Source organism: Chryseobacterium tongliaonense, assembly GCF_041224435.1.
In the GTDB taxonomy this organism is placed as follows: domain Bacteria; phylum Bacteroidota; class Bacteroidia; order Flavobacteriales; family Weeksellaceae; genus Chryseobacterium; species Chryseobacterium tongliaoense.
On sequence record NZ_JBGFFD010000001.1, the window covers coordinates 799,381 to 826,119 of the forward strand.

20 protein-coding genes are annotated in these 26,739 nt (G+C 35.8%); 15 read left to right on the top strand and 5 right to left on the bottom strand.

Going from position 1 to position 26,739, the window contains the following annotated elements:
- Nucleotides 1–10 precede the first annotated feature (10 nt).
- The 7 genes from AB8P06_RS03790 to metF all read left to right on the top strand — a co-directional run bounded on the left by AB8P06_RS03790 (nt 11) and on the right by metF (nt 9,814).
- Entirely contained in the window at nt 11–958 is a 948-nt protein-coding gene (locus AB8P06_RS03790; RefSeq protein ID WP_369838059.1) for an alpha/beta fold hydrolase, read from the top strand.
- Between the two features lie 3 nt (nt 959–961).
- Nucleotides 962–2,500, top strand: a complete 1,539-nt coding sequence (locus AB8P06_RS03795; protein ID WP_369838062.1) for an ACT domain-containing protein — start codon at nt 962–964, stop codon at nt 2,498–2,500.
- Between the two features lie 126 nt (nt 2,501–2,626).
- The gene (locus AB8P06_RS03800; protein ID WP_369838064.1) at nt 2,627–3,787 is read left to right on the top strand and encodes an O-succinylhomoserine sulfhydrylase; all 1,161 of its coding nucleotides are present in this window, start codon (nt 2,627–2,629) and stop codon (nt 3,785–3,787) included.
- Between the two features lie 112 nt (nt 3,788–3,899).
- Nucleotides 3,900–4,928: a homocysteine S-methyltransferase family protein gene (locus AB8P06_RS03805; protein ID WP_369838067.1), complete on the top strand. Its 1,029-nt coding sequence runs from the start codon at nt 3,900–3,902 to the stop codon at nt 4,926–4,928.
- Nucleotides 4,929–5,011: 83 nt separating this feature from the next.
- Entirely contained in the window at nt 5,012–6,103 is a 1,092-nt protein-coding gene (locus tag AB8P06_RS03810) for a fatty acid desaturase family protein (RefSeq protein ID WP_369838069.1), read from the top strand.
- A gap of 5 nt (nt 6,104–6,108) precedes the next feature.
- Nucleotides 6,109–8,769, top strand: a complete 2,661-nt coding sequence (metH, locus tag AB8P06_RS03815; RefSeq protein WP_369838072.1) for a methionine synthase — start codon at nt 6,109–6,111, stop codon at nt 8,767–8,769.
- Between the two features lie 85 nt (nt 8,770–8,854).
- A complete protein-coding gene (metF, locus tag AB8P06_RS03820) occupies nt 8,855–9,814 on the top strand; it encodes a methylenetetrahydrofolate reductase [NAD(P)H] (RefSeq protein WP_369838074.1) in 960 nt (319 codons plus the stop codon).
- Between the two features lie 60 nt (nt 9,815–9,874).
- Here metF and AB8P06_RS03825 read toward each other — a convergent pair whose 3' ends face one another.
- Entirely contained in the window at nt 9,875–11,026 is a 1,152-nt protein-coding gene (locus AB8P06_RS03825) for a hypothetical protein (RefSeq protein ID WP_369838077.1), read from the bottom strand.
- A gap of 104 nt (nt 11,027–11,130) precedes the next feature.
- On the opposite strand from AB8P06_RS03825, the gene folE reads away from it, so the two are divergent.
- The 8 genes from folE (at nt 11,131) to AB8P06_RS03865 (ending at nt 20,628) form a co-directional block, all read left to right on the top strand.
- Nucleotides 11,131–11,796 carry a GTP cyclohydrolase I FolE gene (gene folE / locus AB8P06_RS03830; protein WP_369838080.1) on the top strand — a complete coding sequence of 222 codons (666 nt, stop codon included), beginning with the start codon at nt 11,131–11,133 and terminating at the stop codon, nt 11,794–11,796.
- A gap of 12 nt (nt 11,797–11,808) precedes the next feature.
- Nucleotides 11,809–12,240 (top strand): DinB family protein, encoded by a 432-nt coding sequence (locus tag AB8P06_RS03835; protein ID WP_369838083.1) that lies wholly within the window; start codon nt 11,809–11,811, stop codon nt 12,238–12,240.
- Between the two features lie 122 nt (nt 12,241–12,362).
- Complete coding sequence (gene cysS / locus AB8P06_RS03840) at nt 12,363–13,829, top strand: cysteine--tRNA ligase (RefSeq protein ID WP_369838086.1); 1,467 nt, start codon at nt 12,363–12,365, stop codon at nt 13,827–13,829.
- A gap of 512 nt (nt 13,830–14,341) precedes the next feature.
- Nucleotides 14,342–15,508: a T9SS type A sorting domain-containing protein gene (locus AB8P06_RS03845; RefSeq protein WP_369838089.1), complete on the top strand. Its 1,167-nt coding sequence runs from the start codon at nt 14,342–14,344 to the stop codon at nt 15,506–15,508.
- A gap of 124 nt (nt 15,509–15,632) precedes the next feature.
- Nucleotides 15,633–18,284, top strand: coding sequence for a 4-alpha-glucanotransferase (locus tag AB8P06_RS03850; RefSeq protein WP_369838092.1), 2,652 nt, complete (start codon nt 15,633–15,635; stop codon nt 18,282–18,284).
- A 140-nt stretch (nt 18,285–18,424) separates the two neighbouring features.
- On the top strand, nt 18,425–19,375 hold the full coding sequence (locus AB8P06_RS03855) for a hypothetical protein (RefSeq protein ID WP_369838095.1): 951 nt from the start codon (nt 18,425–18,427) through the stop codon (nt 19,373–19,375).
- A 170-nt stretch (nt 19,376–19,545) separates the two neighbouring features.
- A complete protein-coding gene (locus AB8P06_RS03860; RefSeq protein ID WP_369838098.1) occupies nt 19,546–19,992 on the top strand; it encodes a DUF4890 domain-containing protein in 447 nt (148 codons plus the stop codon).
- A 126-nt stretch (nt 19,993–20,118) separates the two neighbouring features.
- Complete coding sequence (locus tag AB8P06_RS03865) at nt 20,119–20,628, top strand: ferritin (protein WP_369838101.1); 510 nt, start codon at nt 20,119–20,121, stop codon at nt 20,626–20,628.
- Nucleotides 20,629–20,707: 79 nt separating this feature from the next.
- On the opposite strand, the gene AB8P06_RS03870 is transcribed toward AB8P06_RS03865, so the two are convergent.
- From AB8P06_RS03870 to AB8P06_RS03885, 4 genes are all read right to left on the bottom strand, one after another.
- A complete protein-coding gene (locus AB8P06_RS03870) occupies nt 20,708–21,226 on the bottom strand; it encodes a hypothetical protein (protein WP_369838104.1) in 519 nt (172 codons plus the stop codon).
- Between the two features lie 130 nt (nt 21,227–21,356).
- Nucleotides 21,357–21,830, bottom strand: coding sequence for a hypothetical protein (locus tag AB8P06_RS03875; RefSeq protein WP_369838107.1), 474 nt, complete (start codon nt 21,828–21,830; stop codon nt 21,357–21,359).
- Nucleotides 21,820–22,446, bottom strand: a complete 627-nt coding sequence (locus AB8P06_RS03880; protein ID WP_369838110.1) for a hypothetical protein — start codon at nt 22,444–22,446, stop codon at nt 21,820–21,822. Before AB8P06_RS03880 ends, AB8P06_RS03875 begins: the two co-directional genes overlap by 11 nt.
- A 10-nt stretch (nt 22,447–22,456) precedes the next feature.
- Nucleotides 22,457–26,737: a DUF4280 domain-containing protein gene (locus AB8P06_RS03885; RefSeq protein WP_369838112.1), complete on the bottom strand. Its 4,281-nt coding sequence runs from the start codon at nt 26,735–26,737 to the stop codon at nt 22,457–22,459.
- Nucleotides 26,738–26,739 lie beyond the last annotated feature (2 nt).

Consider the following 26,739-nt stretch of genomic DNA (forward strand, 5'->3'; position numbering starts at 1 on the left):
TATAATAGAATTGGAAGCAGAACTTAAACATATTAATTTTTCATATCAAACCGGTTCCCGAAAGGAATACAATATCCCGTTGAGCTATCAGCTTTTCGGGAAGGATCTGTTTACAGCCCCAATTATTCTGGTGAATCACGCTTTAACCGGAAACTCAAATGTTTCCGGAGAAAAAGGCTGGTGGAAACAGCTGATTGGAGAAGATCAGGTAATCGATACGAAAAAATATACCGTTTTGTGCTTCAATATTCCCGGAAACGGCTATGATGATTTTTTAATTGATGAATATGAAGATTTCACGCCTTCAGATATTGCCGGTATATTTTTAAAAGGCCTTGAAATTCTTTCTGTAAAAAACCTGTATGCCATTATCGGAGGCTCATTGGGAGGTGGTATCGGCTGGGAAATGCTGGCGAAAAAGCCACACCTTGCTGAAATTTTTATTCCTATTGCCTGCGATTTTAAAACTCACGACTGGCTTCACGCACAATGTCTGGTTCAGAAATTTTTATTGAACGGAAATGATGAGCCCCTGCAGAAAGCCAGAATTCATGCGATGCTGTGTTACAGAACACCTCAGTCTTTAAACGACAGATTTCAAAATAAATACAATCAGGAAAAACAGCAGCTCGAATCAGAAGATTGGCTGATGTATCATGGAAATGCTTTAAACGAAAGGTTTAGTTTAAAATCATATAAGCTCATGAATCATTTACTGATGAATATTAATACCGATGAAAAGAGATTGGAGAAAATAGTTGCACGAATGCACATGATCTCTGTAGATACAGACCTGTTTTTCCCTGCTTCTGAAATCCGAATGTGTTTTGAAAAGCTGAAGCGAAAAAAAGAAGATGTTTTCTATCACGAGATCAAATCAATTCATGGGCATGATGCCTTTCTAATGGAATACAAACAATTAAATAATATCATAAAAAATATAAAAAATATTGTATAGAAGATGAAAAATGTTAACGAGATAAAGTTTTTAAAAAACAGATCAATCATCAAATTTGAAGGAGAAGATTTCTTGGGAGAAATCGGTATTGACGGAAGAATTTTTAAAGCGCTTACTTTGGCGCGAATCAGTGTTGGGGTAATTTCCCAGCAGGCAATTGAAAACGGGATCTCTATTCTGGTTCAGGAAAGCGATTCTGAAAAAGCGGTTAATTGTCTGATTGACGAATTTGAGCCGGAAAGAAGATCAGGGAAAGTTTCCCAGATTTATAGTATTAACAATGTGTCCGTACTGGGGTTTGTGGCGGAAGATTTTAATAAAATTCTTGCAGAGCTGGCGAGAAATAATGTTTTTCCGTTGCTTTTAAATCAGATTGCAAGCGAAAAGCGTGTCAATATTGTTGTAACCTCTTCACAAGATGAGAAAACTAAAAATATCATCGAATCAGAAATATCTAAAAAGCCGAAAACCGTTCATCTGGCAATTATAGGACACGGAAATGTTGGAAAAACGTTAATTGATCAGGTTTTACAATCTTCGGACGAAATTAAAAGACGTAAGAAGATCGATCTTAAAGTAGTGGCAGTTGCCAATTCCAGAAAAATTGCTTTCAATAAAAAAGGATTTGGTGCCCAGTGGAGTGATGAGGTTCAATTAGCAGAAAGTCCATCGAATGTAGAAGAACTGATTAATTTCTCAAAGGAAAACCAACTCGAAAATCTTATTGTAGTAGATAATACGGCAAGCAAGGATTTTGTTAAAAATTATCATGCTCTGGCAGAAAACGGATTCGACCTCGTTTCTTCCAATAAAATTTTCAATACACTCCCGATTGAAGAATACCGTAAACTAAGATATACGTTGAGCAAAAACAACAGAAGATATCTGTATGAAACCAATGTTGGAGCAGGGCTGCCTTTAATTGATACGATAAAATTATTACACCTTTCCGGAGAGAATATTACAAGGATCAAAGGGGTTTTCTCAGGTACATTAAGTTATGTTTTTAATAATTTTTCCTTAAGAAATGATAAGTTTTCAACAATTATCAATGAAGCTTTGGAAAAAGGATACACCGAACCGGATCCGAGAGAAGATTTATCAGGAAATGATGTGGCAAGAAAGCTGTTGATTCTGGCAAGAGAATTAGACCTGATTAATGAATTTGAAGATATTAATATTCAAAATCTGGTTCCTGAAAGTTTGCTTTCAGTTTCTAAGCCGGAATTCCTTTCAAGACTGGATGAATTGAATGACGAATATCAAAAGATCAAAGAAAATCAGAAACCCGGCCATGTCTTAAGGTATGTTGGCGATCTGCATGGAGATTTACAGGAAGAAAAAGGGGAGCTTGATGTAAAACTTATTTCCGTTCCTGCAAGTTCTGCATTAGGACAGTTGAAAGGTTCAGATTCAATTTTTGAAATCTATACGGAAAGTTATGGAGAAAATCCGATTGTCATTATGGGAGCCGGAGCCGGAGCACAGGTCACTGCAAGAGGTGTTTTCGGAGATATTTTAAGAGTAAGCGAAACAAAATAATAAGATCAATGTAACAATATAACAATGTAACAGTTTACCAATGATTCAACTGCTGTCATTCTAAATGGAACGACGTGAAATGAAGAATCTCATTGATACACTGTTACATTGGAAAATTAAAACTATATGGAAAATTTTGAAACCTTTGCAATAAGGACTCAAACTGAAAGGTCACAGTTTGACGAACATTCTACACCATTATACCTTACATCCAGTTTTATTTTTCAGGATGCGGAAGATATGAGAGCCAGCTTTGCTGAAGAAAAACCTAAAAATTTATACAGCAGATTCTCAAATCCCAATGTCACTGAATTCACCGATAAAATTGCAAAAATGGAAGGTGCGGAAGCCGGATATGCTTTTGCAACGGGAATGGCTGCAATTTATTCAACATTTGCAACGCTGCTCAATGCAGGAGATCATATCGTAAGCTGTCAGTCGGTTTTTGGTTCTACCCATACTTTATTTACGAAGTATTTCCCGAAATGGAATATTGAAACCACTTATTTCAAAGCCGAAGACTCAGAAAACGTTGAAAAATATATTCAGCCGAATACAAAGATTTTATATCTGGAAACGCCTACCAACCCGGCCATAGAAATTCTGGATCTTGAGTTTTTCGGACAGATTGCTAAGAAGCACAACCTTATCTTTATAGTAGATAACTGTTTTGCAACCCCTTATCTTCAGCAGCCGATTAAATACGGAGCTGATATTGTGGTACATTCTGCAACAAAATTAATTGACGGACAAGGAAGAGTTTTAGGAGGAGTAGCAGTAGGAAGAGAAGATTTAATAAGAGAAATTTATCTTTTTGCAAGAAATACCGGGCCGGCCATGTCACCATTCAATGCCTGGGTTTTGTCAAAAAGTTTGGAAACACTAGCCATCCGTGTAGAAAAGCATTGTGAAAATGCATTGAAAGTGGCTGAATTCCTGGAAAGCCATCCGAATGTTGAGTTTGTAAAATACCCATTCTTACCATCCCATCCAAGTTATCAGATTGCAAAAAAACAAATGAAACTGGGTGGAAATATAGTTGCCTTTGAAATAAAAGGTGGAATTGAAGGCGGAAGAAAGTTTTTAGATAAAATCAAAATGTGTTCCCTTTCAGCAAATCTTGGCGATACACGAACAATTGTAACCCATCCGGCCTCTACAACCCATTCAAAATTAACAGATGAAGAAAGAAATGAAGTAGGAATTACAGCCGGTCTCGTACGTTGCTCAGTAGGTCTGGAAAATGTGGAAGACGTCATCGCCGATCTGAAGCAAGCACTGGAATAATTATTATTGGTTTGAAATAAATTGGAAAAGTCCTGAAGGAACAATTTAACAAAGGGTAGGATAAAATCCTATACAACGATGAGTTACATCATTGGAAATAAAAAGATAGAAAATGAAAAATAATATACACAACTCTCAACTCTTAGCTCTCAACGCTCAACTGGAGAAGAGGATTCTGGTCCTTGACGGTGCAATGGGAACCATGCTCCAGCGATATAAATTCGAGGAAGAAGATTATCGGGGGGAGCGTTTCAAAGATTGGGAGCATCCGGTAAAAGGAAATAATGATCTGCTTTCGTTGACACAGCCTGCCGCGATTGAAGAGGTTCATAAAAAATACCTGGAAGCAGGCGCTGATATTATTGAAACCAATACATTCTCCGGAACTACCATTGCTATGGCAGATTATCATATGGAGGATCTGGTTTATGAGCTGAACTACGAATCGGCAAAAATTGCAAGGAAAGCCTGTGATGAGTTCACCGCAAAAAATCCTGAGAAACCGAGATTTGTAGCAGGTGCGATCGGGCCTACCAACAGAACCGCAAGTTTAAGTCCGGATGTTAATGATCCCGGTTATCGTGCGATTACTTTTGATGAACTGAGAATTGCTTATAAACAACAATCCGAAGCTTTATTGGATGGTGGTGCTGATATTTTACTGGTCGAAACAATTTTCGATACGTTAAATGCAAAAGCCGCCTTATTTGCTATCGATGAGATTCAGGATGAAAGAGGTATTAAAATTCCGATCATGGTTTCAGGAACGATTACGGATGCTTCGGGAAGAACACTGAGCGGGCAGACTGCAGAAGCGTTTTTAATTTCGGTTTCCCATCTGAATTTATTAAGTGTAGGCTTTAACTGTGCTTTGGGAGCAAATCAGCTCACTCCTTATTTAGAAACACTGGCCCATAATGCTGAGTTTTATGTTTCAGCTTATCCGAATGCGGGATTGCCCAATGCTTTCGGAAAATATGATGAAACCCCTGAATTTATGGCAGAGCAGATTAAAGAGTATGTGGAGAAAGGATTAATCAATATTATCGGCGGATGTTGCGGAACAACTCCCGATCATATCAAAGCTATTGCTGACCTGGTGAAAGAATATTCGCCAAGAAAATTGAAGAGATTTGTCTGATTTGATAGATTTTTTGAATTGAATTTGAGGAAAAAATTAAGTTTTTAATGTTATTTTTAAATAAATCACAAAATTTAAATATAATGGAAAAGCCTAGTTACTCAAAAAATGCTGATAAAACAAAACTGTTTAATGAATTAAGAAAAAAAGTGAACGCCAGAGTGGAAGCTATCCCGGAAAACAGAGATATTTATATTAAGATCAAAGCAGTGATATTGCCTTTGATCTATTTCGTGCTTTATTTTTTAGCGGTTTACAATGCAGAAATCTCATGGGTTTATATTTCCTGTTTCATTTTAATGGGAATTTCACTGGTACTGATCTATTTGAATCTAATCCATGAAGCAGCTCATAATAATATTTATAAAAGTAAAAAGCTGAACGGGTTGATCCTGCACATTTTTGATTTCATTGGTGCCAATTCGTATATCTGGAAAAAAAGACATATTGCAAGCCATCATGCCTACCCGAATGTGGACGGATGGGATACAGACATTGAGCAGAGCGGTTTGCTGTTAATCGTTCCTTGGATCAAAGCAAAAGGAGTACAGAAATACCAACACCTGTTTTTCTTTCTGGTTTATCCTTTATATCTGTTTAATTGGATGTTTATAAGGGATTTCAGAGACTTTTTCGATCATGAAAGAGTGATTTTAAAAACCCAGGGAGCAATTCCGGTGAAAGAAAAAATAAAAATGGTGAGTTATAAACTGTTCTATTTCTTTTACCAGATTGCAGTTCCGGTTCTGTTTTTCAAAGTTTCATTGGGTTTGGCTTTGGGAGCGTGGGCTTTACAGGTAATTGCAGCAAGTATTTTTGCTTTGTTTGTTTTATTGCCTTTGCATCCGCTTCCTGATAATGCTTTTCCGAGACTGGATGAGAAAAACGGACTTCCGTTCAGCTGGCTGCAGCATCAGTTTGAAGTAACCAATGATCTGGCAGAGAACAACTGGTTTGTGAGAAATGTATTAGGGAATTTTAATTTCCATGTGGCACACCATTTATTCCCGAATTACAGCTATATGTATTACAATGAGATCACAGAAGAAATAGAAAGATTTGCAAAAGAACATCACCTGTCTTACAAAAGGTATCCGATTTTTACAGCCTTGGGAAAACATGTGGATTTGCTTAGGCAAAATGCAAACAATGCATATTATATTTTAGAAGAATAAAATTGATGAAGTATTTGAGATTGTCGGGGCTGGAGCCTCTTATTATAACGCCGGAAAGTAATTTCATCAATGTTGGTGAAAGAACTAACGTTGCCGGTTCCAAAAAATTTTTAAGATTAATAAAAGAAGAGAAATTTGCTGAAGCCCTGGATATTGCACGCCATCAGGTTGAAGGTGGAGCGCAGATTCTTGATGTCAACTTTGATGACGGATTAATTGATGGAAAAGCTTCCATGATCAAATTCCTGAACCTTATTGCCTCCGAACCCGATATTTCCAGGATTCCGATCATGATCGATTCCTCAAAATGGGAAATTCTGGAAGCCGGATTACAGGTAGTTCAGGGAAAATCTGTCGTAAATTCTATCAGTTTAAAAGGCGGTGAAGAAGAATTTATAAAACAGGCAAAAGCCATTAAAAGATATGGTGCAGCGGTCATTGTCATGGCATTTGACGAAGCCGGGCAGGCCGATACCTACGAACGAAGAATCGAAATTTCAAAACGTTCTTATGATATACTGGTCAATCAACTGGATTTTCCTGCAGAAGATATCATTTTCGACCTGAATATTTTCCCGGTTGCAACAGGCATGGAAGAGCACAGAAGAAACGCAATAGATTTTATCGAAGCAACAAGATGGGTAAGACAAAATCTTCCCTATGCATCTGTAAGTGGCGGAGTAAGTAATGTTTCATTCTCTTTCCGTGGAAATGATACGGTGAGAGAGGCAATGCACTCGGTTTTCCTTTATCACGCTATCCAGGCCGGAATGAATATGGGAATTGTAAACCCTGCAATGCTGGAAGTTTATGATGAAATTAATAAAGAGCTGTTAGGCCTTGTAGAAGATGTTATCCTTGATCAACACGAAGATGCTACAGAAAGGCTTTTAGATTATTCTGAAAAACATAAATCGGTCAAAAAAGAAAAAGTTGAAGACCTCGAATGGAGAACCCACCCTTTACAGGACAGAATTACCCACGCCCTTGTAAAAGGTATTGACCGCTTTATTGAAGAAGACGTGGAAGAAGCCAGAAAGCAGGCTGAAAAACCGTTACATGTCATTGAAATCAATCTGATGACGGGAATGGGCGTTGTAGGAGATTTATTCGGAAGCGGGAAAATGTTTTTGCCACAGGTAGTGAAATCTGCAAGGGTAATGAAAAAGGCGGTTGCTTATCTGCAACCATTTATTGAAGCTGAAAAAGACGGTTCAAGACCAGCCAATGGGAAAATTCTGATGGCTACGGTAAAAGGAGACGTTCATGATATCGGTAAAAATATTGTAAGTGTAGTTTTAGGTTGTAACAATTATGAAATCGTAGACCTTGGCGTAATGGTTCCTGCAGAAAAAATTATCCAGACTGCTATTGAGGAAAAAGTAGATGTGATTGGTTTAAGCGGGTTGATTACACCGAGTTTAGATGAAATGGTGTATATCGCAGCCGAACTTGAAAGACAGAACCTCGATTTTCCTTTGCTGATCGGTGGTGCTACCACTTCAAAAGCACATACCGCAGTGAAAATCGATTTAAAATATAAAAATGCAGTTGTTCACGTCAATGATGCATCCAGAGCGGTAAATGTGGTAAGCTCCTTACTGGGAGACAGAAATAAAGAATATGTTGACGATCTGAAGGTTGAATACTCGGATTTCCGTGAAAAGTTTCTGAACAGACAGGTTGATAAAGAATATGTTTCTATTGAAGAAGCAAGGAAAAATCATTTTACAATCGACTGGGAAAATGAAGAAATTTTCACACCGAACAATGTAGGAATAAAGATTTTTCAGGATCAGGACTTGAATGAGCTTGTTCCGTTTATCGACTGGTCACCCTTCTTCAGAAGCTGGGATCTGCATGGGAAATATCCTAATATTTTAGAAGATGAGGTCGTAGGAACTCAGTCCAAAGAATTGTTCAAAGATGCACAGGTGATTTTGAAAAAGATTCTTGATGAAAAATTATTAACAGCGAAAGCTATCTTCGGAGTTTTTAAAGCCAATTCAAACGAAACGGATGATATTATCCTTTTTGATGAAAACGGTGAGGAAAAAGCTAAGTTTTTGACCTTAAGACAGCAGGTTCAGAAATCAAAAGGAAAAGAATATCTGGCATTAAGCGATTTTATTGCTCCTCAGGCTTCCGGCAAGACCGACTATGTGGGTGCTTTTTGTGTAACGACAGGTTTCGGGACCGATGAATTATCTGCAGAATATGAAAAAGCAAATGACGACTACAATTCTATCATGGTAAAAGCGCTTGCCGACAGATTTGCGGAAGCCTACGCTGAATTTTTACATAAAAAAGTAAGAACGGAATATTGGGGATATGCCAATCAGGAAGATCTTAGCAATGAAGATTTAATTGCAGAAAAATATAAAGGAATTCGTCCGGCTCCGGGATATCCGGCCTGCCCTGATCATTTGGAAAAGAAAACCATCTGGGATCTTTTAAAGGTAGAAGAGAACATAGGCGTATTCCTGACAGAAAGTTTAGCGATGTATCCTACAGCATCAGTTTCCGGATATTATTTCGGAAGCCCGCACGCCAAATATTTCGGACTTGGAAAAATTACAGAAGACCAGCTTAAGGATTATGCAGACAGAAGAGGTTGCAGCATTCAGGAAGCCAGAAAATGGCTGTCACCCAATTTAGCAGATTAAGAAAAGTGTGTAGTTGATCATTGAGAATTTGTTTACAAGTTAAAACTCCCAACGATCAACTTTTAACATTCAACTAAAATATAAAATGAAGATTACAGAACATATAAAAAATGCAAACGGGAAAACATTATTCTCATTAGAAGTTGTTCCGCCTCAGAAAGGGATCGGTATTGAGGATTTATACACCAATATAGATCCTTTGATGGAATTTAAGCCACCTTTTATAGATGTGACGACTTCCAGAGAAGAATATATCTATCTGGATAAAGGCAATGGTTTGGTGGAAAGACGGATCACAAGAATGCGTCCCGGTACCCTTGGAATATGTGCTGCCATTCAGCATAAATATAACGTAGATACCGTTCCGCATTTGCTTTGTGGCGGGTTTACAAAAGAAGAAACCGAATATCTTCTCGTCGACTGTATGTACCTCGGAATTGATAATGTAATGGCGCTTCGTGGGGATGCCATGAAGGGACATCAGTATTTTGAGCCAACCCAGGGAGGACATGCCAGCGCAATGGACCTGGTACATCAGATCAATGATCTGGGGCGCGGAAAATATCTTCATAATGAAGGGCAGGAATGTGACGAGCTTAATAAATTCTGTATCGGTGTGGCCGGTTATCCTGAAAAACATATTGAAGCCCCATCCATGAATTATGATTTAAAATGGCTGAAACAAAAAGTAGATGCAGGTGCCGATTACATTGTTACCCAAATGTTTTTCGACAATAAAAAATTCATGGAATTTGTTCAGAAAGCCAGGGAAATGGGTATTACCATTCCTATCATTCCGGGAATTAAGCCTATCGCAACAAAAAGGCATCTGAAACTTTTACCACAGGTATTTAAGATCGATCTGCCGGAAGAGCTGATCAATGAGGTGGAAAATGCCAAAAATAATGATGCCGTAAAACAGATCGGCATTGAGTGGGCAATTAATCAATGCAAAGAACTCCTTGATTTCGGAGTTCCGGTTTTACATTTTTATTCGATGGGTAAAAGTGATAACATTAAAAAAGTGGCGGGAGAATTATTTTAAATAAAAAGTAGAGGAGAAATGAAAGGATCCCTGTTAATTTAATTAGCAGGGATTTTTGTTTTATAGAATCGGATGCCTTTCAAACTCTTTGTTCCGGTCAAATAAATATCGGTAAGTAGCTAGCTTTCTCGTAACGGTAGTATCAAGATTTTCTGCAATTTTGATCATTTTCGGATTAAAATCACCGATCCACTGAAGCTCTGTCGTGGTAAAGTCAGTATGCTTTCTGATATGCTGGGTTCCTTCCCAGATCATGTAGCCGTCAATTCCCTTTTTTTGCCATTCAGGGACAACGCCAAACACCAGACCTACCATTTTCTCATTCATCTTGCGCTTTTTATACCAGATATATTTCAGCTTTTCGAGCCACCCGAATTTACCATTGAGATATTTAATCCATTGATTGAGGTCGGGGAGATTCATCCACATGGCAATCGGTTTTTCATTTTCATACACAAACCATGAAATATGCTCATTGATGATCGGCTTCATCATATTAAACATTTTGAGAACTTTGGCTTCATTCATTTCCTTACCTTCCCCATGAGAAAACCATGCTTTATTGTAAACTTCAGTAAAATCCTTTGCAAATTTTTCTAAATGGTCCTTTTTCATTGGTCTTGCCGAAATTGCAGGATTCCTGCTGTGCTTAGCGTGCATTATCGTAAAAACCCTTGAAACCTCTGCAAAAATAGGCCTTGAAAAACACAATTGTTCAAAATAGATTTTAAAGCCGTAGTTTTCAAAAAGCTCTTTATAGTATGGGAAATTATAGTTCATTCCGTACAAAGGCTCTGCAAATCCGTCGATCAGCAATCCCCAGAATTTATCCCTTTCCCCGAAATTGATGGGCCCGTCCATGGCTTCCATCCCTCTTTCCTGAAGCCACTTTTTACAATAATCAAATATGAAATCGGCTGTTTCCTGATCCTCGATACAATCGAAAAAACCGATTCCGCCTGTCGGTTGATTTTGTGTATAAAGATTACTTACAAAAACGGCTGTTTTTCCTACCGTTTCATTATTTTCATTTTTGAATAAAAATCTTGCACATTCTCCGTTTCTGAAGAACTTATTTCTGGAAGGATTAAAAACAGCTTCAATGTCTTTATCCAAAGGCCTGATATAATTTTTGTCATGTTGATAAAGTCTGGCCGGAAATTCTAAAAATTCCTTTTTCTGATTTTCATTTTGTACTTCTTCAACCGTCATTATAATCTTTTTAACCGAATCATATTGAAAGGTAGTATTTTTTTAATTTAAATTGAAATACACGAATAAATATTATCCGTATTTTTGTTGCAAATTAAATAAAAATGGTTGATTTTACAGATAACGACGATGATGTTTTTACAGGAAACGAACACACTCCTATAAGAGAAGATGCTTTTGACAAATCACCACAGGAAAAAATTGAAAAAATCACTGAACTTTTTGGTGAAATTATGGAAACTTTGGGATTAGACATGACTGACGATTCTTTGAAAGACTCTCCAAAACGGGTAGCTAAAATGTATGTGAATGAAATTTTCGGTGGACTTCTTCCTGAAAATAAACCCGGAATTTCCACTTTTTCCAATAAATATAAATACAGACAAATGTTGGTGGAAAAAGATATCACCGTATATTCTTTCTGCGAACATCATTTTTTACCGATTATCGGGAAAGCGCATGTAGCTTATATTTCAAACGGAGAAGTAATCGGTCTTTCAAAGATCAACAGGATTGTAGATTATTATGCAAGAAGGCCCCAGGTTCAGGAAAGACTGACCATGCAGGTGGTAAACGCGCTGAAAGAAGCTCTTGGAACAAAAGATGTAGCATGTATCATCGATGCTAAACATCTTTGCGTAAATTGCAGAGGGATAAAAGATACAGCGAGTTCTACTATTACTGCTGAATTGAGCGGTATTTTCAGAACCAATCCTATTACAAGACAGGAATTCCTGCATTATGTGGGAAGCCATGCCAAATTTGACTAAATTGAAAACAGAATGAATTATCAAATTCTTAAAAATATTGTTGAACAGGAACTTCTGAGGTTTGAAAAAATCTCTGAAGAAGACTGGTCACATAAAATTTCTCCGGAAAAGTGGTCTAAAAAAGAAATTTTAGGCCATCTTTGTGACAGTGCTTTAACCAATGTCAGAAGATTTGTAGTGACTCAGTATAAAGAAAATGAGAATATTGTCTATGATCAGGATTTCTGGGTAAAAGCTCAGAATTATCAGAATATTCCGACTGCGGAAATCATCAGTCTCTGGAAATTTTTGAATTTTCAGATCGTTCATACCGTGGAAAATATTCCGGATGAAATGCTGCAAAGAACCTGTGATACGACTAAAACAGAGCCGCAGAGGTTTACTCTGGAATTTATCATTCAGGATTATGCAGATCATTTACAGTACCACTTAAAAGCAATTTAATAATGATAAAATTTAAAAAAGTTTCAGATAAAATTTTCGTAACAACCATTATTTGTTGTTGCTGAAAATTATTTTGTCTGAATTTTAAATCTTTAAATCATTGAATCTTTTAATTAAAAAAAATGCAATTAAAAATATATAACTCGCTTACGGCGGAAAAAGAAATATTTAAACCCATCTTAGAAGGAAATGTTGGAATGTACGTTTGTGGACCTACCGTTTACAGCAATGTGCATTTGGGCAATGTAAGAACCTTCCTTTCTTTCGATTTTATTTACCGTACCCTGATGCATTTAGGATACAAGGTAAGATATGTAAGAAATATTACAGATGCAGGTCACCTTACAGACGACGGCAATGTAGAGAACGATAGATTTGTAAAGCAAACCCGTCTTGAAAAGCTTGAACCGATGGAAATTGTACAGAAATATACGGTTGATTTCCATAAAGTACTGGATATGTTTAATCTGCTACCTCCGAATATCGAGCCTACCGCAACCGGTCATATTGTGGAGCAGATTGAGCTGACTCAAAAATTAATTGAAAGAGGTTTTGCTTATGAAAGCAATGGTTCCGTATACTTTGATGTCCTTGAATACAATAAAAGAGGCCTGAATTACGGTGAACTTTCAAAACGTAATATCGAAGAGCTCTTTGCCAATACCCGTGATCTTGACGGTCAGGGAGAAAAGAAGAATCCACAGGATTTTGCCCTTTGGAAAAAAGCATCTCCGGCTCACATTATGAGATGGAACTCACCTTGGGGAGAAGGTTTCCCGGGTTGGCATCTTGAATGTACTGCAATGAGTACGAAATATCTGGGTGAAAAATTTGACATCCACGGTGGCGGAATGGACCTGAAATTTCCACACCACGAATGTGAAATTGCCCAGGGAAAAGCTTGCAATGATATGGCTCCGGTGAATTACTGGATGCACGCAAATATGTTGACAATGAATTCTCAACGGATGAGCAAATCAACCGGAAATTATATTTTACCGATGCAGCTGGTTACAGGAGAAAATGATTTCTTTGAAAAACCTTTCCATCCGGCAATTGTACGTTTCTGCTTCCTGCAGGCACATTACAGAAGTGTTCTGGATATTTCCAATGATGCGATGATTGCCAGTGAAAAAGGTTTCATCAGATTGATGGAAGCGGTGAAAGTATTAAACTCAATCACCCCGAACGATGAAAAAGAATCAGGATTTAATCTTGAAGAATGGAAAAATAAAGCTTATGATGCGTTAACGGATGATTTCAATTCTCCGGTTTTGATCGCTCATATATTTGAAGCGGTGAAATTCATTTTTGCTTTAAATGACGGCAAAGAAACCATCTCAACAAAAGATCTTGAAGATTTAAAATCAACTTTAAATGCCTTTATCTTTGATGTGTTGGGGTTACAGGCTATTGAAGAAAACAATAATGAAAAACTGGATCAGACACTGCAGGTTTTAATTGAGCTGAGAAATCAGGCAAGAAAATCCAAGAACTTTGACCTTTCCGATCAGATCAGAGATAAGCTGCTTGCCGAAGGGATTGAGCTAAAAGATGGAAGAGACGGAACAACCTACGTTTTAAATTAAAACTAAAAAATTTAGATAACTATATACTATTTTACACTTATTTTTTCTTGCTTCTTTGATCGTTTTTATCGCAAAGAAAATGATGAATCAGACTTATTAAGATGATCAAAGTTTTTTAATCTATTTAAATAGATTTTTAAAAGAATACTTCATAGCAGCTTTGCTGCTTTTTTTAAAATATAGCAATCGGATTTAAAAAGCTTTGCATTAATTAAAAAATGATGAGTGTAAAATAGTATATACTTGCCAAAATTTATATTCTCCCGCAGGTTTCGCAGACAACGCAGATGTTAAAGTACCATCATCCGTTTGATCTGTAAAACCTGCAGGAGTTTTTTTATACTTTTTTATCATTTACAGATGAAGGATCTTTTATTAAACTTATGTTCTGTAAAGATCAGAAATTAAATTATTGTAAATGTTTTTCAAACAGTAGAGATTTTTTATGATTCAATTTGAAAATTGTGTAACTTAGTAAAGCTAAAATAATTACGATCTAAAATCTACATATTATGAAAAAACATTTATTCCCTTTATTCTTGCTGTTTATAGGAGGTAGTGCTTATGCACAGCAGGATTTTTACGCACTTACCGGAAAAGATACCCAAAGTATTGTTTTTAATGACTTCCGGGCGATTGATGTAGTAAATGGTGCATCCGGCGAGACTATTCTGGCTGCTGATTCTCCGGCGAAAGTATTTTCCCAGTTCAGGAATTCTTCAGTCATTGAAGACAGGAATTCTTACAACAATTCCCAATCAGCAACAATGGCAACATTGGCTTATGATCCATCCAATAATAACCTGGTCTACATGCCGATGTTTTCTTCCAATATTTATGTTTTAAACGCTAAAACCAAAGAAATTACTTTGGTTGAAAATACGGTGGCAAGGGTAACATCTTGTGATATTAATTCTCATATGACGAGAATGGCGACCGGATACGACGGAAATATCTATGCGGTAAACAATGCAGGAACCCAGTTTTTGCAGATCAGTAAAAAGAACAATCAATATCAGGTAAATGATCTTGGAATTATAAAGGATGATGCTTCCAACGGGAAAAACTCTTTCACAACTATAGAAACAGGTTTTGGAGGAGATATGATTGCTGATGCGGATAATAATTTCTACGTTTTTTCAACATCCGGAAATGTATTTAAAGTATTGACAAAAGAATTAAGAGCAAAATTCGTTGGAAAAATTTCAGGTCTTCCTGAAAATTATTCGGTAAACGGAGCAGCTGTAAATTCCAAAGGAAAAGTAGTTATTGCCAGTGCGAAAGGTGCTCCGTTATACGAAACGGATCTTGAAACTTTACAGGCTAAACAGCTGCCGGGAAATCTGAATTTACATATTTATGATCTGGCAAGTAAATATTTTGCTAATGACAAAGCGATTTCTGCAAATCCTCTTGTGAATCTGGATATCTATCCGACTAAAGTTGATGAAGACTTTATCAATGTCAATGTGAACGACAAATCTGTAAAAGGGAATCTTAAACTTTCCGTTTTTGATATTTCCGGTAAAAACGTAATGAAAAAGGATCTTTCTGTAAAAGGGGGTTCTTTACAACAGCAGATATATCTGAAAAATCTGGTAAATGGTGCTTACATCGTAAGTATTACAGATGAATCAGGTAAAATATTATTAAATAAGAAAATTCTTGTAACAAAATAATCCGTTAACTTTGTTGACAATTAAGACCTTTTCGAAAATTTTGAGAAGGTTTTTTTAATGAATATTTGATATTCAATAAGTTTTATTTTTCGAGATTAAAATGTACTTTTATAAAAAAATATAAATGAAGCTATACTTTAATATAGGCTACAGTGCGAAAATTGGAGAATATTTGCAGTTGGTTGTAAATGAAGAGGGAGCTGTAACCAAAAGCCATAAAATGTTTTGCACAGAAAACGGTTTATGGAAATGTGAAGTGGATTATTTTTCAAAATCACTTTCTTATAAATATCAGCTTACAGATGAGAGAGGAAATATTCTCAGAGAAGAATTTGTACTTCATCATCTTAACTTTCCTCATAACTATAAAGAATTTATCATTTATGATGAATGGAATAATAAAAATTTTCCTGAAAACTATCTGAACAATAAAATTCTTTACAATAAGCTAAACCAATTTGTTCCTGAAAAAAATGCGGTTTTAAAAAAGCATAGCCATTTATTCAGAATTGAGGCTCCGGTTTATAATCCTGACTGGAAAATTGTTTTGTTCGGAAGTACGGAGTCTTTAGGAAACTGGAATTATGAAAAAGTGATTCATTTATCCCAAACCGATTTTGGAATCTGGGAAACATCTGTTGAAATTCCTGAGAATGAATTTATCCAGTTTAAATACTGTATTTACGATAAAAAGGAAGAAAGGGTAATTGATGTTGAAACCGGAGAGAACAGGTTTACAGTTCCCAATCTGTCGAAAGATGTTTTACAGATTGTTTCCAATCACTATTTTAAATTCAAATTATATCAGATGTATCACGATGCAGGAGTAGCGGTTCCTGTATTTTCTTTGAGAAGTGAAGACGGCTTTGGAGTAGGTGAATTTTCGGATATGAAAAAGCTTGCCGACTGGACGAATGAAACCGATCTTGGAATTATTCAGATCCTTCCGATTAATGATACGACTGCCAATTATTCCTGGACGGATTCTTATCCTTACGCTGCAGTTTCCGTGTATGCGCTGCATCCGCAATATATCTCCCTGGAAAATCTTGATTTTTCATTGCCGAAGGATTTAGTTGAAGAATATCAGGCTGAAAAGACAGAACTGAATTCCCTGGAGCTGATCGATTATGAAAAAATGATTTCAGGAAAGTGGAAATACCTGAAAGCCGTTTTTAACGCTGATAAAGAAAAAATATATAAAGACAGAAATTTTAAGAAGTTCATCAAAGACAATGAAAGCTGGCTGGTTCCTTATGCTGCTTTTTGCGTGTTGAGGGATAAGTATAAAACCCCAAACTTCAATGAGTGGAAAACGCATAAAAAATACATTGCAGGAAAGATTTCACCATTCTTCTCGCCGAAAAATAAAGATTATGAGACGTCAATGCTTCACGCCTGGGTACAGTTCCAGCTCCATAAGCAGCTAAAGGATGCCATTGATTATACCCACAGTTTGGGAATTTCCGTAAAAGGAGATTTGCCTATCGGGATTTACAGATATTCTGTGGAAGCATGGACTGAGCCTGAATTATTCGGGATGGATTTCCAGGCGGGAGCACCACCGGATCAGTTTACGGAACTGGGCCAGAACTGGGAGTTTCCAACGTACAACTGGGAAGCGATGAAGGCTGATGATTACCGATGGTGGAAAAACAGGTTCAAAGCACTGGAGCAGTATTTTGATGCGATGAGAATAGACCATATTTTAGGCTTCTTCAGAATATGGAGAATGCCAATCTCTGCTACTCAGGGAATCTTAGGCTATTTTTATCCTGCTGTACCTGTAGTGACGGAAGAGTTCAAAGCCTGGAATATTCCGTTTGATTTTAACAGGTACTGTAAACCGTTTATCAATGATGAAATTCTCTGGAAATACTTCGGGGAAGAAAAAGAAAAGGCTTTACCGTTTATCGATAATAATTTTAACGGAACTTATTCATTTAAAGAAGAGTTTGATACGCAGAGAAAGCTTTCGGATTACTTTAAGAAAAATCCTCATGGAAAGATAGGAGATCAATTGATTTCCCTTTGTGCCAATGTTTTATTTTTAACGGAGGAAAGAGAAGGGGAAATTGTTTACCACCCGAGATTTAATGTCTATAAAACAGAATCGTATCAATACCTGTCGGATTGGGAGAAAAAAGCAATTTATGATTTATACCATGATTATTTCTTTAGAAGACAGGATCATCTTTGGTATGAAAAAGCAATGGAAAAACTTCCGATGATTTTAAATGCTACTAAAATGCTGATCTGTGGGGAAGATTTAGGAATGGTTCCGGATTGTGTGCCTGCAGTAATGGATGAACTGGCAATTATTGCATTAAAGGTTCAGCGTATGCCTTCGGATGATATTCCTTTTTATAATCCTAAAAATGCAGGTTACCTTAATGTAGTGACGGCTTCTTCGCATGACAGCTCTACGCTGAGACAATGGTGGAAAGAAGAACCTGCATTAATACAGAAATATTTTAACCAGCAATTGGTTCAGTACGGGAAAGCTCCCGAAGATCTGGATACGCATTTAGCTGAAATTATTATGAAACAGCATCTTTATAATAATTCAATGCTTGCCATTTTCCCGATTCAGGAATTTTTAGCGACAGATAAAGAACTTACCAATGAAAAATTGGATAATGAAAGGATCAATAACCCTGCAGTTTTTCCTCATTATTGGCGTTACAGAATGCATATCAAACTGGAAGACCTGAAACAAAAGACTGTTTTTAATCAAAAAATAAAGAATTGGGTGAAAGATAGTGGAAGAAGTTAATAATTTAACGCCTGATTATCAATTAATTAACGATATTTTAAAAGAAGTTTGATCAAAAGATTTAACTTCTTTTTTTTATTTATATCAAAGAATTAGAATAGAGATATTCTGCTATATTTAACCAATTAACGACTATAGAGATGAAAAAGATACTTTTAGGATTTGCACTGAGCATAGCGACTTTGTCATTTGCGCAGCAATATCCAAACAACGGCTGGGGAGACAGCGGATACGGAAATAATGACGGATATTACAGTGATGACGACGATCAGAATTATTTCCCTGATGATTATTACTATAATTATCCTCAGGATTACTATCCGAGTGATTACTACCAGAGTTATTATAACGATTACAGAAACAGTATTGTCAATATCAACTGGAATGTTTTCTTTGCCCAAAACAGGTTAAACCGTTGGCAAATTGATCAGATCCTGTATCTGAACAATTTGTACTCAAGTTTTTCTTCCTGGAATAATTTCTACAGATACAATCCGGACAGATGGTATTATGACAGATATTATGCTATGGAAAGAATTTTGGGACCAAGATTGTTTGTGGTTTTCCAAAACAATTACTACCACGGATCAAGTCCGATTGTGTATTTCCAGAATTACAGAAGAACATATTATGTTCCGAGATACAGGGTAATGCCACGATACAGAAGTGTGAATATCAATATTTACAGGGTTGACAGATCTAAATTCCGTCGTCAGGATAATCCTACTTTACAAGTGGTTTCCAACAGAAATTATTCAGGATTCAGAAATGACAACCGTAACCAGGGAAATAATGGAGGATTCAGAAAACAGGAAGATTTCCGCGGTAATTCTGATAATGGGGTAAGAAATGGCAATAACAGCGGTTTCAGAAAAGGAAATTCATGGAATAATGACAATAACAACCGTCCTAGAAACGAAGGAGGCTTCAGAAATAATAAGAGCCAGGAAAGAAGAGATGATAATAATGGAATGAGAAACGGTGGTGGCTTCAGAAAGCAAAAAAATGAAAATTCTGCTCCGAGACAGCAGAATAACAACAGAAATGATAACCGGGGTTCTGGATTCAGACAAGGTTTAGCAAAGAATTAATATTTTCATATATTATATTTAAGTGGTGTGAAGGGCAGGTTTTTATAATCTGCTCTTTTTTTGTGTTTTTAATATTAAAATTTAACATTTTTTATGAATATTGTCATTTAACTTATGTTTTAACTAATAATCAAAAAGATGTATAACAATTAATTAAAGATTTAAAAAAAATGAAAAAGTTAGTTTTAACAATCGCATTAGCCGGAATGGGAAGTTTTGCCATGGCACAACAAACAACTCCGCAAGACAAACAGGCAAGAAGAGCAGAAATGCAGCAGAAGATGGAACAGAGAGAGCAGGAGCATTTAGCACAAATGCAGAAAGACCTGAACTTAAATCAAGATCAGGTGGCTCAAATTAAAGATCTTCATGCTAAAAGAAAAGCTGAAATGAAAGCGGAATTTGACAAGAATAAGGGTGAAAGACAAGCTAAAATGGAGCAGATGAAAGCTAAGAGAGCTCAGATGGATGCTGATATGAAGAAAATCTTAAGCCCGGAACAATATGACAAATGGCAGGCTGACAGACAGGCAAAAATGGAGCAGAGAAAAGTAGCAATGAAGGAAAGAAAAATGATGAAAAAGCCAATGAACACGGCTACTCCGGATGCGAAATAATAGTTTATAATTTTGATTTTTTAATGTGTGAAGGGCGGATATATTTCCGTCCTTTTTGTATTAAATTTCATTAAATTTTTTGAATTCGGGGTTTAATTCCGTAATTTTGGATATAATCTTTTTATTATGGTAAGCGAAAAAATTGCAAAATTAATTAACGAACAAATAGCCCACGAACAATACGCCGCACAATATTATCTTTCAATGTCTGCATGGTTTTCAAGTAAGGATCTTGATGGCATTGCCAACTATTTCAGAGTTCAGAGTAAAGAGGAACTGATGCATGCAGATAAAATGTTTGATTATTTAAATGATGTAGGTGGAGAAATCATCATTGGAGAGATTGCAAAACCCCCTCATGAGTTTGAAAATGCAACGGATATTTTTGAAAAGGCATTGGCACACGAGAAAACAGTAACAAAAAGTATTTTTAACATCGTGAAAAATGCTAATGATGAAGGAGATTTTGCAACAACTTCTTTTTTACAATGGTTCATTAATGAGCAGGTGGAAGAAGAGGCAAGCGCATCTCAATTGGTTACTAAAATAAGAATGGTATGCGATAACCCTTCAGCATTATATCTTTTTGATCAGGAACTGGCGCAGAGAGTATTTACTCCGAATGCAACAGCTTAAGAATAAATAAGGATTTTATCTTTATAAAAAACTCCGGATATGGTCCGGAGTTTTTTATTTGTATATAATATGATTTTGTTTATAAATTTTCTTTTGAAATGATAAATCCATTTTTCTTGGGTTTTGTAATAATATCGGAATCTATCCATTCAGATCGGACATAAAATTTATCATTATCTTCAATTAAGGTAAATTCAGGATTCATATTTTCTCCAAGAGAGTATCCATCCAGTGTTTTTTTATGTTTTAGTATTAATTTATTTCCTTCTACAGTCGCTGTTAACTCATCTTTAAACCCTATTTGATAACCACTTCCTGATGCGGTAATATTTTCACTATTTATATTAATTTTTAAATCCCATCCTGCATTCATTCCACCAATCTTTCCATAATCGAACCTTGTTTTATAAATGCCATACCATTTTTTATCAATATTATTTCTCTGCAAATTGGATGAAGCTGTTTTATTTAAATTTATTGTGTCTACAACAATATTCTTTTTTATTGCATTGTTATTTTTATTGAATGTTTTTATGTCTTTGCATGAGATTGCACATGATAAAAATATGAGCAATATGTATGATAGTCTTTTAGTCATTTAAAAGTATTGTGCAATTTGATGCTGAAATTTTTTTAATATCTGAAAAATATTTCTGATGATTGTATATCTTACCTGCCTTATCGGAGTAAAAAAATGAAAAGAATATTACTTAAATGTTATAGATGTATCACTTTCCCTTACTTTTTGATAGTTTTATCCACTCGTTAAATGTAGCTTCTCCACCCAACCCTTTAATGAAATAGGTATTGTTGTCGTTTTTGATGGTAAAATTAGGATTTTTTGATTTACAGCTTTTTTCACTGCCTGAATAATATAGTTCTAAAAAATTATTATTATTATTTTCAACAACCATATAATTACCATTACACCTGATAGGTTCATGGTAAGTAGTTGTAGTTAAAACTGCAACATTATTTTTTATATTGAAATGATATGTGATACTGGCGGTACCGGACGTTGTTTCTTCAGTTTCTACTGTTGATGAAAATTCTCCCTGAAATTTAGAGTCAAGTAGTTTGGCATTTTCAGAAGCTGATTGTTTGATAGAATAGTTTTTCTTTTCATCATGAGTCTTACAACTGACTAAAAATAAATATAATACTACAAATATCCATTTTTTAATATTTTTATTATGCATCATAATATAATTCTAAAATTAATTTACCCTTATTATTACACCATTTTATCCAAAAATTTTGTTTATTATCATCTTCAACCATTAACCAATTGCCATTAGTTTTAATTGGGTAATAAAAGCTGTTTTTATTTTTTGAAAATTGTTGAGACTTATCATCTGGAGCAGATCTTAAAGGATTTTCTTTTTCATTAAAATCCACTGAAAATACGGTTAATATATGTTCCTCAGTCGTTTGAAACTTAAAATTCGAATCTGATTCTTTTATATATTTTATGGTATTCTTATTCTCATTTACAATCACTTTGTAATATCCATTTTCTTTTCCTATACATTTAAATACTAATAAAATATTTTCAGGTTTAATTGTATATGGATCAATATCATCGTATTTAAAATCATCATCAAAATAAAATGATTTCCACTTTGATTTATCTAAATTGTATATTGTTAATATTTTTTTTTGATCGTAGGTGTTTTTTAATACAATAAAACCAGTTTTTACCGTTTCTGACTTTTGTTCTTTTATTTGATTAGGTTTATTATCAACTATAAGATGATTATTTGATTTTTCGCTACTGCAAGATAGAATGGATAAGGCTAAAAATATTTTTATAAACATAATTTTGATTTTATTGGACAATATTTGCGTCTACTTTTTCAACAGTTTCAAACGTTATAGACAAGGCACCAATATGTCCATGGTCATAATGGCCACCTACTTTTGAATTTACGCCTGAATAACTTTTACCAGTTGCATAATTTTTATTGAAGCCGTATTTAAAGGCTATTTTGAAAAATTCTTCATTTTTTGAATCATCAAAGGATGTTGAACTGCTTAAACCTTGAAAACTCACGCCATTTTTATTAAGGTATCTAAAGTCAATATTTAATCCTGATTGTTTTCCTTTATGACCATGACCTGCATGATGAGAGCCCGCTTTTGACGGACTGCTTGTAGGATCACTTCCATTTTCAGAAGACATATCCCCAAAATGGATCTCCCAATTTTTATCTTTTACTTCTGAAACGATACCAAATAATGCAGCTGCAGTTTCAGGTAAAAGATAATGATCTCCTGCGCCAACATCTTCTATAGTAGATTTCCCTCCGGTATCTACTGTACCATATCTATTGAATCCACTTCCCGAATCAGGAAATTTAATTAATCCAAAAGAGTTTTTGGTAAGGGTGTTCACTTTTACAAAATCATTTGATCCCTCCTTTACTTGCACGTAGTATGCAATAGAATCTTGTGCCTGAATATATTTAATTTTGCCATCTTTATAGATGTAGAATCCAGAGGTACCAGTATTATTGGATTGTGTTCCCGAATTTCCACAAGTAAATGTTTTGACTTTATTTGCTGAACCTTCAGAGATACTTGTTCTATATCTTTGTAGAATTTCTACTCGTTGAATTACTCCATCATCACCATACTTCTTTCCTTTATTTTCGATATCTACACTCTTATTTTGAGTATATTCAGTTGATCCTTCCTTATAAAGTTCATAATCATCACTTTTGCCTACACCTGCTGGTGCAAAAACATGCAGATAAATGTCTTCAGGTGTTTTAATTTTATCCTTAGAATCTTCAAAATATTTTTTCACATAATCTAATTGCTTAATTTCTCCCATTTTAGCAAAATTAAGTTTGACATCATGGAGTTTATCAAAACCGCTACCAGATGTAAATTCTCCAATGGCTTCTAATGCAGATTGTGTGAACTGAATTAATCCTACAGCACGAGATGTTTTTTTCTCTTTTCCTGTTTTTTTATCCTTAGTTATTAACCAAAAATCATCTTTAGTAATTGTATTTACAGCTTTTAAGGGTTTACCCATAATTTGATGAGCTTTAAAGGAGCCACTTGTTTCAACTTTCATAACAGCCATTAATCCATTTGCCATTTCCATTTTTCTACTCTCGCCCCATAATTCACTACAAATTTGAACAACTTTTTTCCTAAAATCACAACTTACTTTTTCACCCCAAACAAGCTCTTTATATTTCTCTTTACAAATACATCCTGTGTTTCCACCATTTAATTGTTCCCTCCCCACTTTCACAGCCCCCTTATTCTCAGCCATGTTAGGAAGAGTAGCGGTTGCATAGAGGATAGCCATTTCAGAATGATCCAGATAAGCTGCTCTTTCTTTGACATCTTTTCCTTCGCCTTCTGTAGTTTTTATAACGGCGGATATTTTAAAATAGTTTTTGGGTTTTCCAAGTTTAGAGGGATCTACTTTTACAATCAGTTCTCCTTTTTTATTGATCGTTCCGTCTGTTTTGTAAAAGAATGTTTCCTTGGAGAACTTTTCCTTTACATCTTTCCAGTCTTTCCATTGTTTTGGATTCCATGCAACGTCGAAGTACATGTCAGATTTTGTCATGAAATGCACTTCCACTTTTTTATCCACCATATTAATGGCATATATTTTCAAATATAAAGCTTTATCTATTGGCGAATTGTAAAGTTTTTCGGTGTCTGCAGCATCACAAAAATAGGCATCCACAATTTTAGGGACGCTGCTTACTTTCAGGTATTCACCTAAAGATTTTTCACCATTGACTATTTTCAATGCAGCATCTTTGGGAACCAGCTTGAAATGCAGTTTTCCGTTCTTCGTTAATCCTTTCGCTTCAATTTTCAGTTTTATGCTGTTATCCAAGGTGAAAGGCCAGTAGACTCCACCGGTATTTTCAGGCAGGGTTCCTGTTATATTGTGTACCAGATTAATGCCGTTACTATCATTATCGTAGACCTGTAATGTTACTTCTTCGCCCTGTATTCCTTCATATTTTACAAACGCACAGACTTCCTGTCCATATCCTGCTTCTTTTATAACGTTGCCGCTATTTCCGTCATTGTCAATCCATTTAGAAGTATCCACTAGAATTTTCGGTTGGACAACTTTTATTTTTAATGGGTTTTGTGAAGATCTTCCGCCCATGAGGCAGTCTATAGTATATTCACCCGGCAGGAGAAATTTATAACTAAACTTTTCTCCGGTTCCTGTTCCTGAGGCTGGGCCTGTTATCTTCCAGGTAATCGGTCCGTCTTTTGTGGCATCATACCCGTTTAAAGCTGTTTTACTGATTTCAAACGGAACTTCTGAGCCTGTTCTTGCTTTTTTTCCGGCTTTAATTTCAGTAACGATATTATATTTTACTTCAAAATGCCAGTCGTCTTCTTCATTTTTGGCACCTTTTCCAAATGCGTTGGCAACATTGCTGTAAGCTTCAACGATATATTTGCCGGGATTCATAAATTCACTTCCCGGTAAGGTAATGCTTTTTCCGTTCCCTTTAAATACATCGTTAAGATTCCATTTGATCTCCGAAGATTCATCAGGAGTGACATCATAAGAATTATTTGTCCCTATGTTGTACTTCATCTTGGAAACACTGAAAGACATAGGTGTTCCTGGTCTTATAGCTTCTGCTCCATGACTGATTCCTAATACGGCGTTACCTTCCGATTCTCCGGACATCTTTTTTTCTATGATATCGCCGTTATCATTGGTGTATTTAGCAATGACTGTATATTTTGCCTTGGTATTTTTGGGTGTAAATGTTAGTGTTTCGCCGGTTTGAATTCCATCTGTTAAGACATTCCCATCTCCATCAGTTAAGGTCATGGTTAATCTTGATTTTTCATCTTCGGTAAGATTTGGAAGAAAAAATTTTGCTTTGAAAACGGATGGGACTCCACGTCTGAATTTTCTGTTTTTGGAAGGGTCAATACGGGTCGAGAAATCACCGGATGTACATTCGATATTCTGGAGGGTATTTTCCACTACCTCAACATCTAAAGAACAGGAGGGATCACATTTATCATATTTTCCTTTTTCAAAATCAGGATCTTTCGGTTTGCCGTATCCTTCTATCCGGAACGTCCCGGTGTTGGCAAAACTCTGTGAAAACTCTGTACCGATCTGCTCTCTCAGGAAAAGTCTGTTTTCCTTTTTTCCCTGATGATCGCTGTAAATCATCCATGAGGTAAGTTGTTTATTTCCGCTTTTTAAATTGGCTTTAAAAGAAGCTTCTTCGTCTTTACGGAGATAAATAATTTCCTTTTTATTTTTAGAATCTATTTCTTTAAAATTTTCCCTGTTTTCAATTCCGGTCATTGAAATGGAGGTTACTACAGGATATTCTTCTTTTTTCCTGGGCTGTTCTATAGCTGGATTGACCATTGAAAGTTCCAATGGATTGGTATTATCTGCATGAGCATTGCTTACTGAATCGGTCTGCCCATGTTTATCAATTGTAATTTTTCCACCCACTGTACATTCTAATTCAGATATTTCCGTGAGGGTGTTTTTGCCCATTACCTGAGTACTCTCATAGGTTTTACTCCATTTACCAGGAGCTAGGGCACAGGGCAGATAACCACCTGCTGTAGGTTTTAGAGTGCATTTCCCAAAAGTGGCAACCGGAGGAATGAACGATTTATCTGCTTCTGTTGCAGCCAGTTTGGATTGATCATCATTCAGGACAATAATTTTATGGCTGGTTACCTGAAGATCAGCTGTTTGTTTGGGGTTTTGCGCTTTGTCACAAACACATTTTGCATTATGAACTACAAAATATTTTCCGTCATGTTCGCTTTTGGATGATTTTTCCTCTTTCTTTTTGTCTTCCTCTTTTTTCTTTTCTTCACCTTGCTTTTGCTCTGCATTTTTTTGCTCTTCAGCGGGATCGGGTGGAGGAGTTTCACCATTCATTTCATAAATTTCTTCCTGAGTAGGAGTCATCAGCGTGAGTCCGGCATAAGGAATATCGGAAACCGGTTGTCCGGTCTGCCGGGTATGATATTGTTTGAGTTTTGTCCAGTCTTTTATACCCAGTTTCGTGGCTATATCCTGAAACGTTTCTCCGCTCTGAACTGTATAGGGAACTGACATTT

Coding starts and splice junctions, on each gene's coding strand:
- AB8P06_RS03795 (WP_369838062.1), top strand. CDS start 962: ATGAAAAATGTTAACGAGATAAAGTTTTTAAAAAACAGATCAATCATC.
- AB8P06_RS03800 (WP_369838064.1), top strand. CDS start 2,627: ATGGAAAATTTTGAAACCTTTGCAATAAGGACTCAAACTGAAAGGTCA.
- AB8P06_RS03805 (WP_369838067.1), top strand. CDS start 3,900: ATGAAAAATAATATACACAACTCTCAACTCTTAGCTCTCAACGCTCAA.
- AB8P06_RS03810 (WP_369838069.1), top strand. CDS start 5,012: ATGGAAAAGCCTAGTTACTCAAAAAATGCTGATAAAACAAAACTGTTT.
- metH (WP_369838072.1), top strand. CDS start 6,109: ATGAAGTATTTGAGATTGTCGGGGCTGGAGCCTCTTATTATAACGCCG.
- metF (WP_369838074.1), top strand. CDS start 8,855: ATGAAGATTACAGAACATATAAAAAATGCAAACGGGAAAACATTATTC.
- AB8P06_RS03825 (WP_369838077.1), bottom strand. CDS start 11,026: ATGACGGTTGAAGAAGTACAAAATGAAAATCAGAAAAAGGAATTTTTA.
- folE (WP_369838080.1), top strand. CDS start 11,131: ATGGTTGATTTTACAGATAACGACGATGATGTTTTTACAGGAAACGAA.
- AB8P06_RS03835 (WP_369838083.1), top strand. CDS start 11,809: ATGAATTATCAAATTCTTAAAAATATTGTTGAACAGGAACTTCTGAGG.
- cysS (WP_369838086.1), top strand. CDS start 12,363: ATGCAATTAAAAATATATAACTCGCTTACGGCGGAAAAAGAAATATTT.
- AB8P06_RS03845 (WP_369838089.1), top strand. CDS start 14,342: ATGAAAAAACATTTATTCCCTTTATTCTTGCTGTTTATAGGAGGTAGT.
- AB8P06_RS03850 (WP_369838092.1), top strand. CDS start 15,633: ATGAAGCTATACTTTAATATAGGCTACAGTGCGAAAATTGGAGAATAT.
- AB8P06_RS03855 (WP_369838095.1), top strand. CDS start 18,425: ATGAAAAAGATACTTTTAGGATTTGCACTGAGCATAGCGACTTTGTCA.
- AB8P06_RS03860 (WP_369838098.1), top strand. CDS start 19,546: ATGAAAAAGTTAGTTTTAACAATCGCATTAGCCGGAATGGGAAGTTTT.
- AB8P06_RS03865 (WP_369838101.1), top strand. CDS start 20,119: ATGGTAAGCGAAAAAATTGCAAAATTAATTAACGAACAAATAGCCCAC.
- AB8P06_RS03870 (WP_369838104.1), bottom strand. CDS start 21,226: ATGACTAAAAGACTATCATACATATTGCTCATATTTTTATCATGTGCA.
- AB8P06_RS03875 (WP_369838107.1), bottom strand. CDS start 21,830: ATGATGCATAATAAAAATATTAAAAAATGGATATTTGTAGTATTATAT.
- AB8P06_RS03880 (WP_369838110.1), bottom strand. CDS start 22,446: ATGTTTATAAAAATATTTTTAGCCTTATCCATTCTATCTTGCAGTAGC.
- AB8P06_RS03885 (WP_369838112.1), bottom strand. CDS start 26,737: ATGTCAGTTCCCTATACAGTTCAGAGCGGAGAAACGTTTCAGGATATA.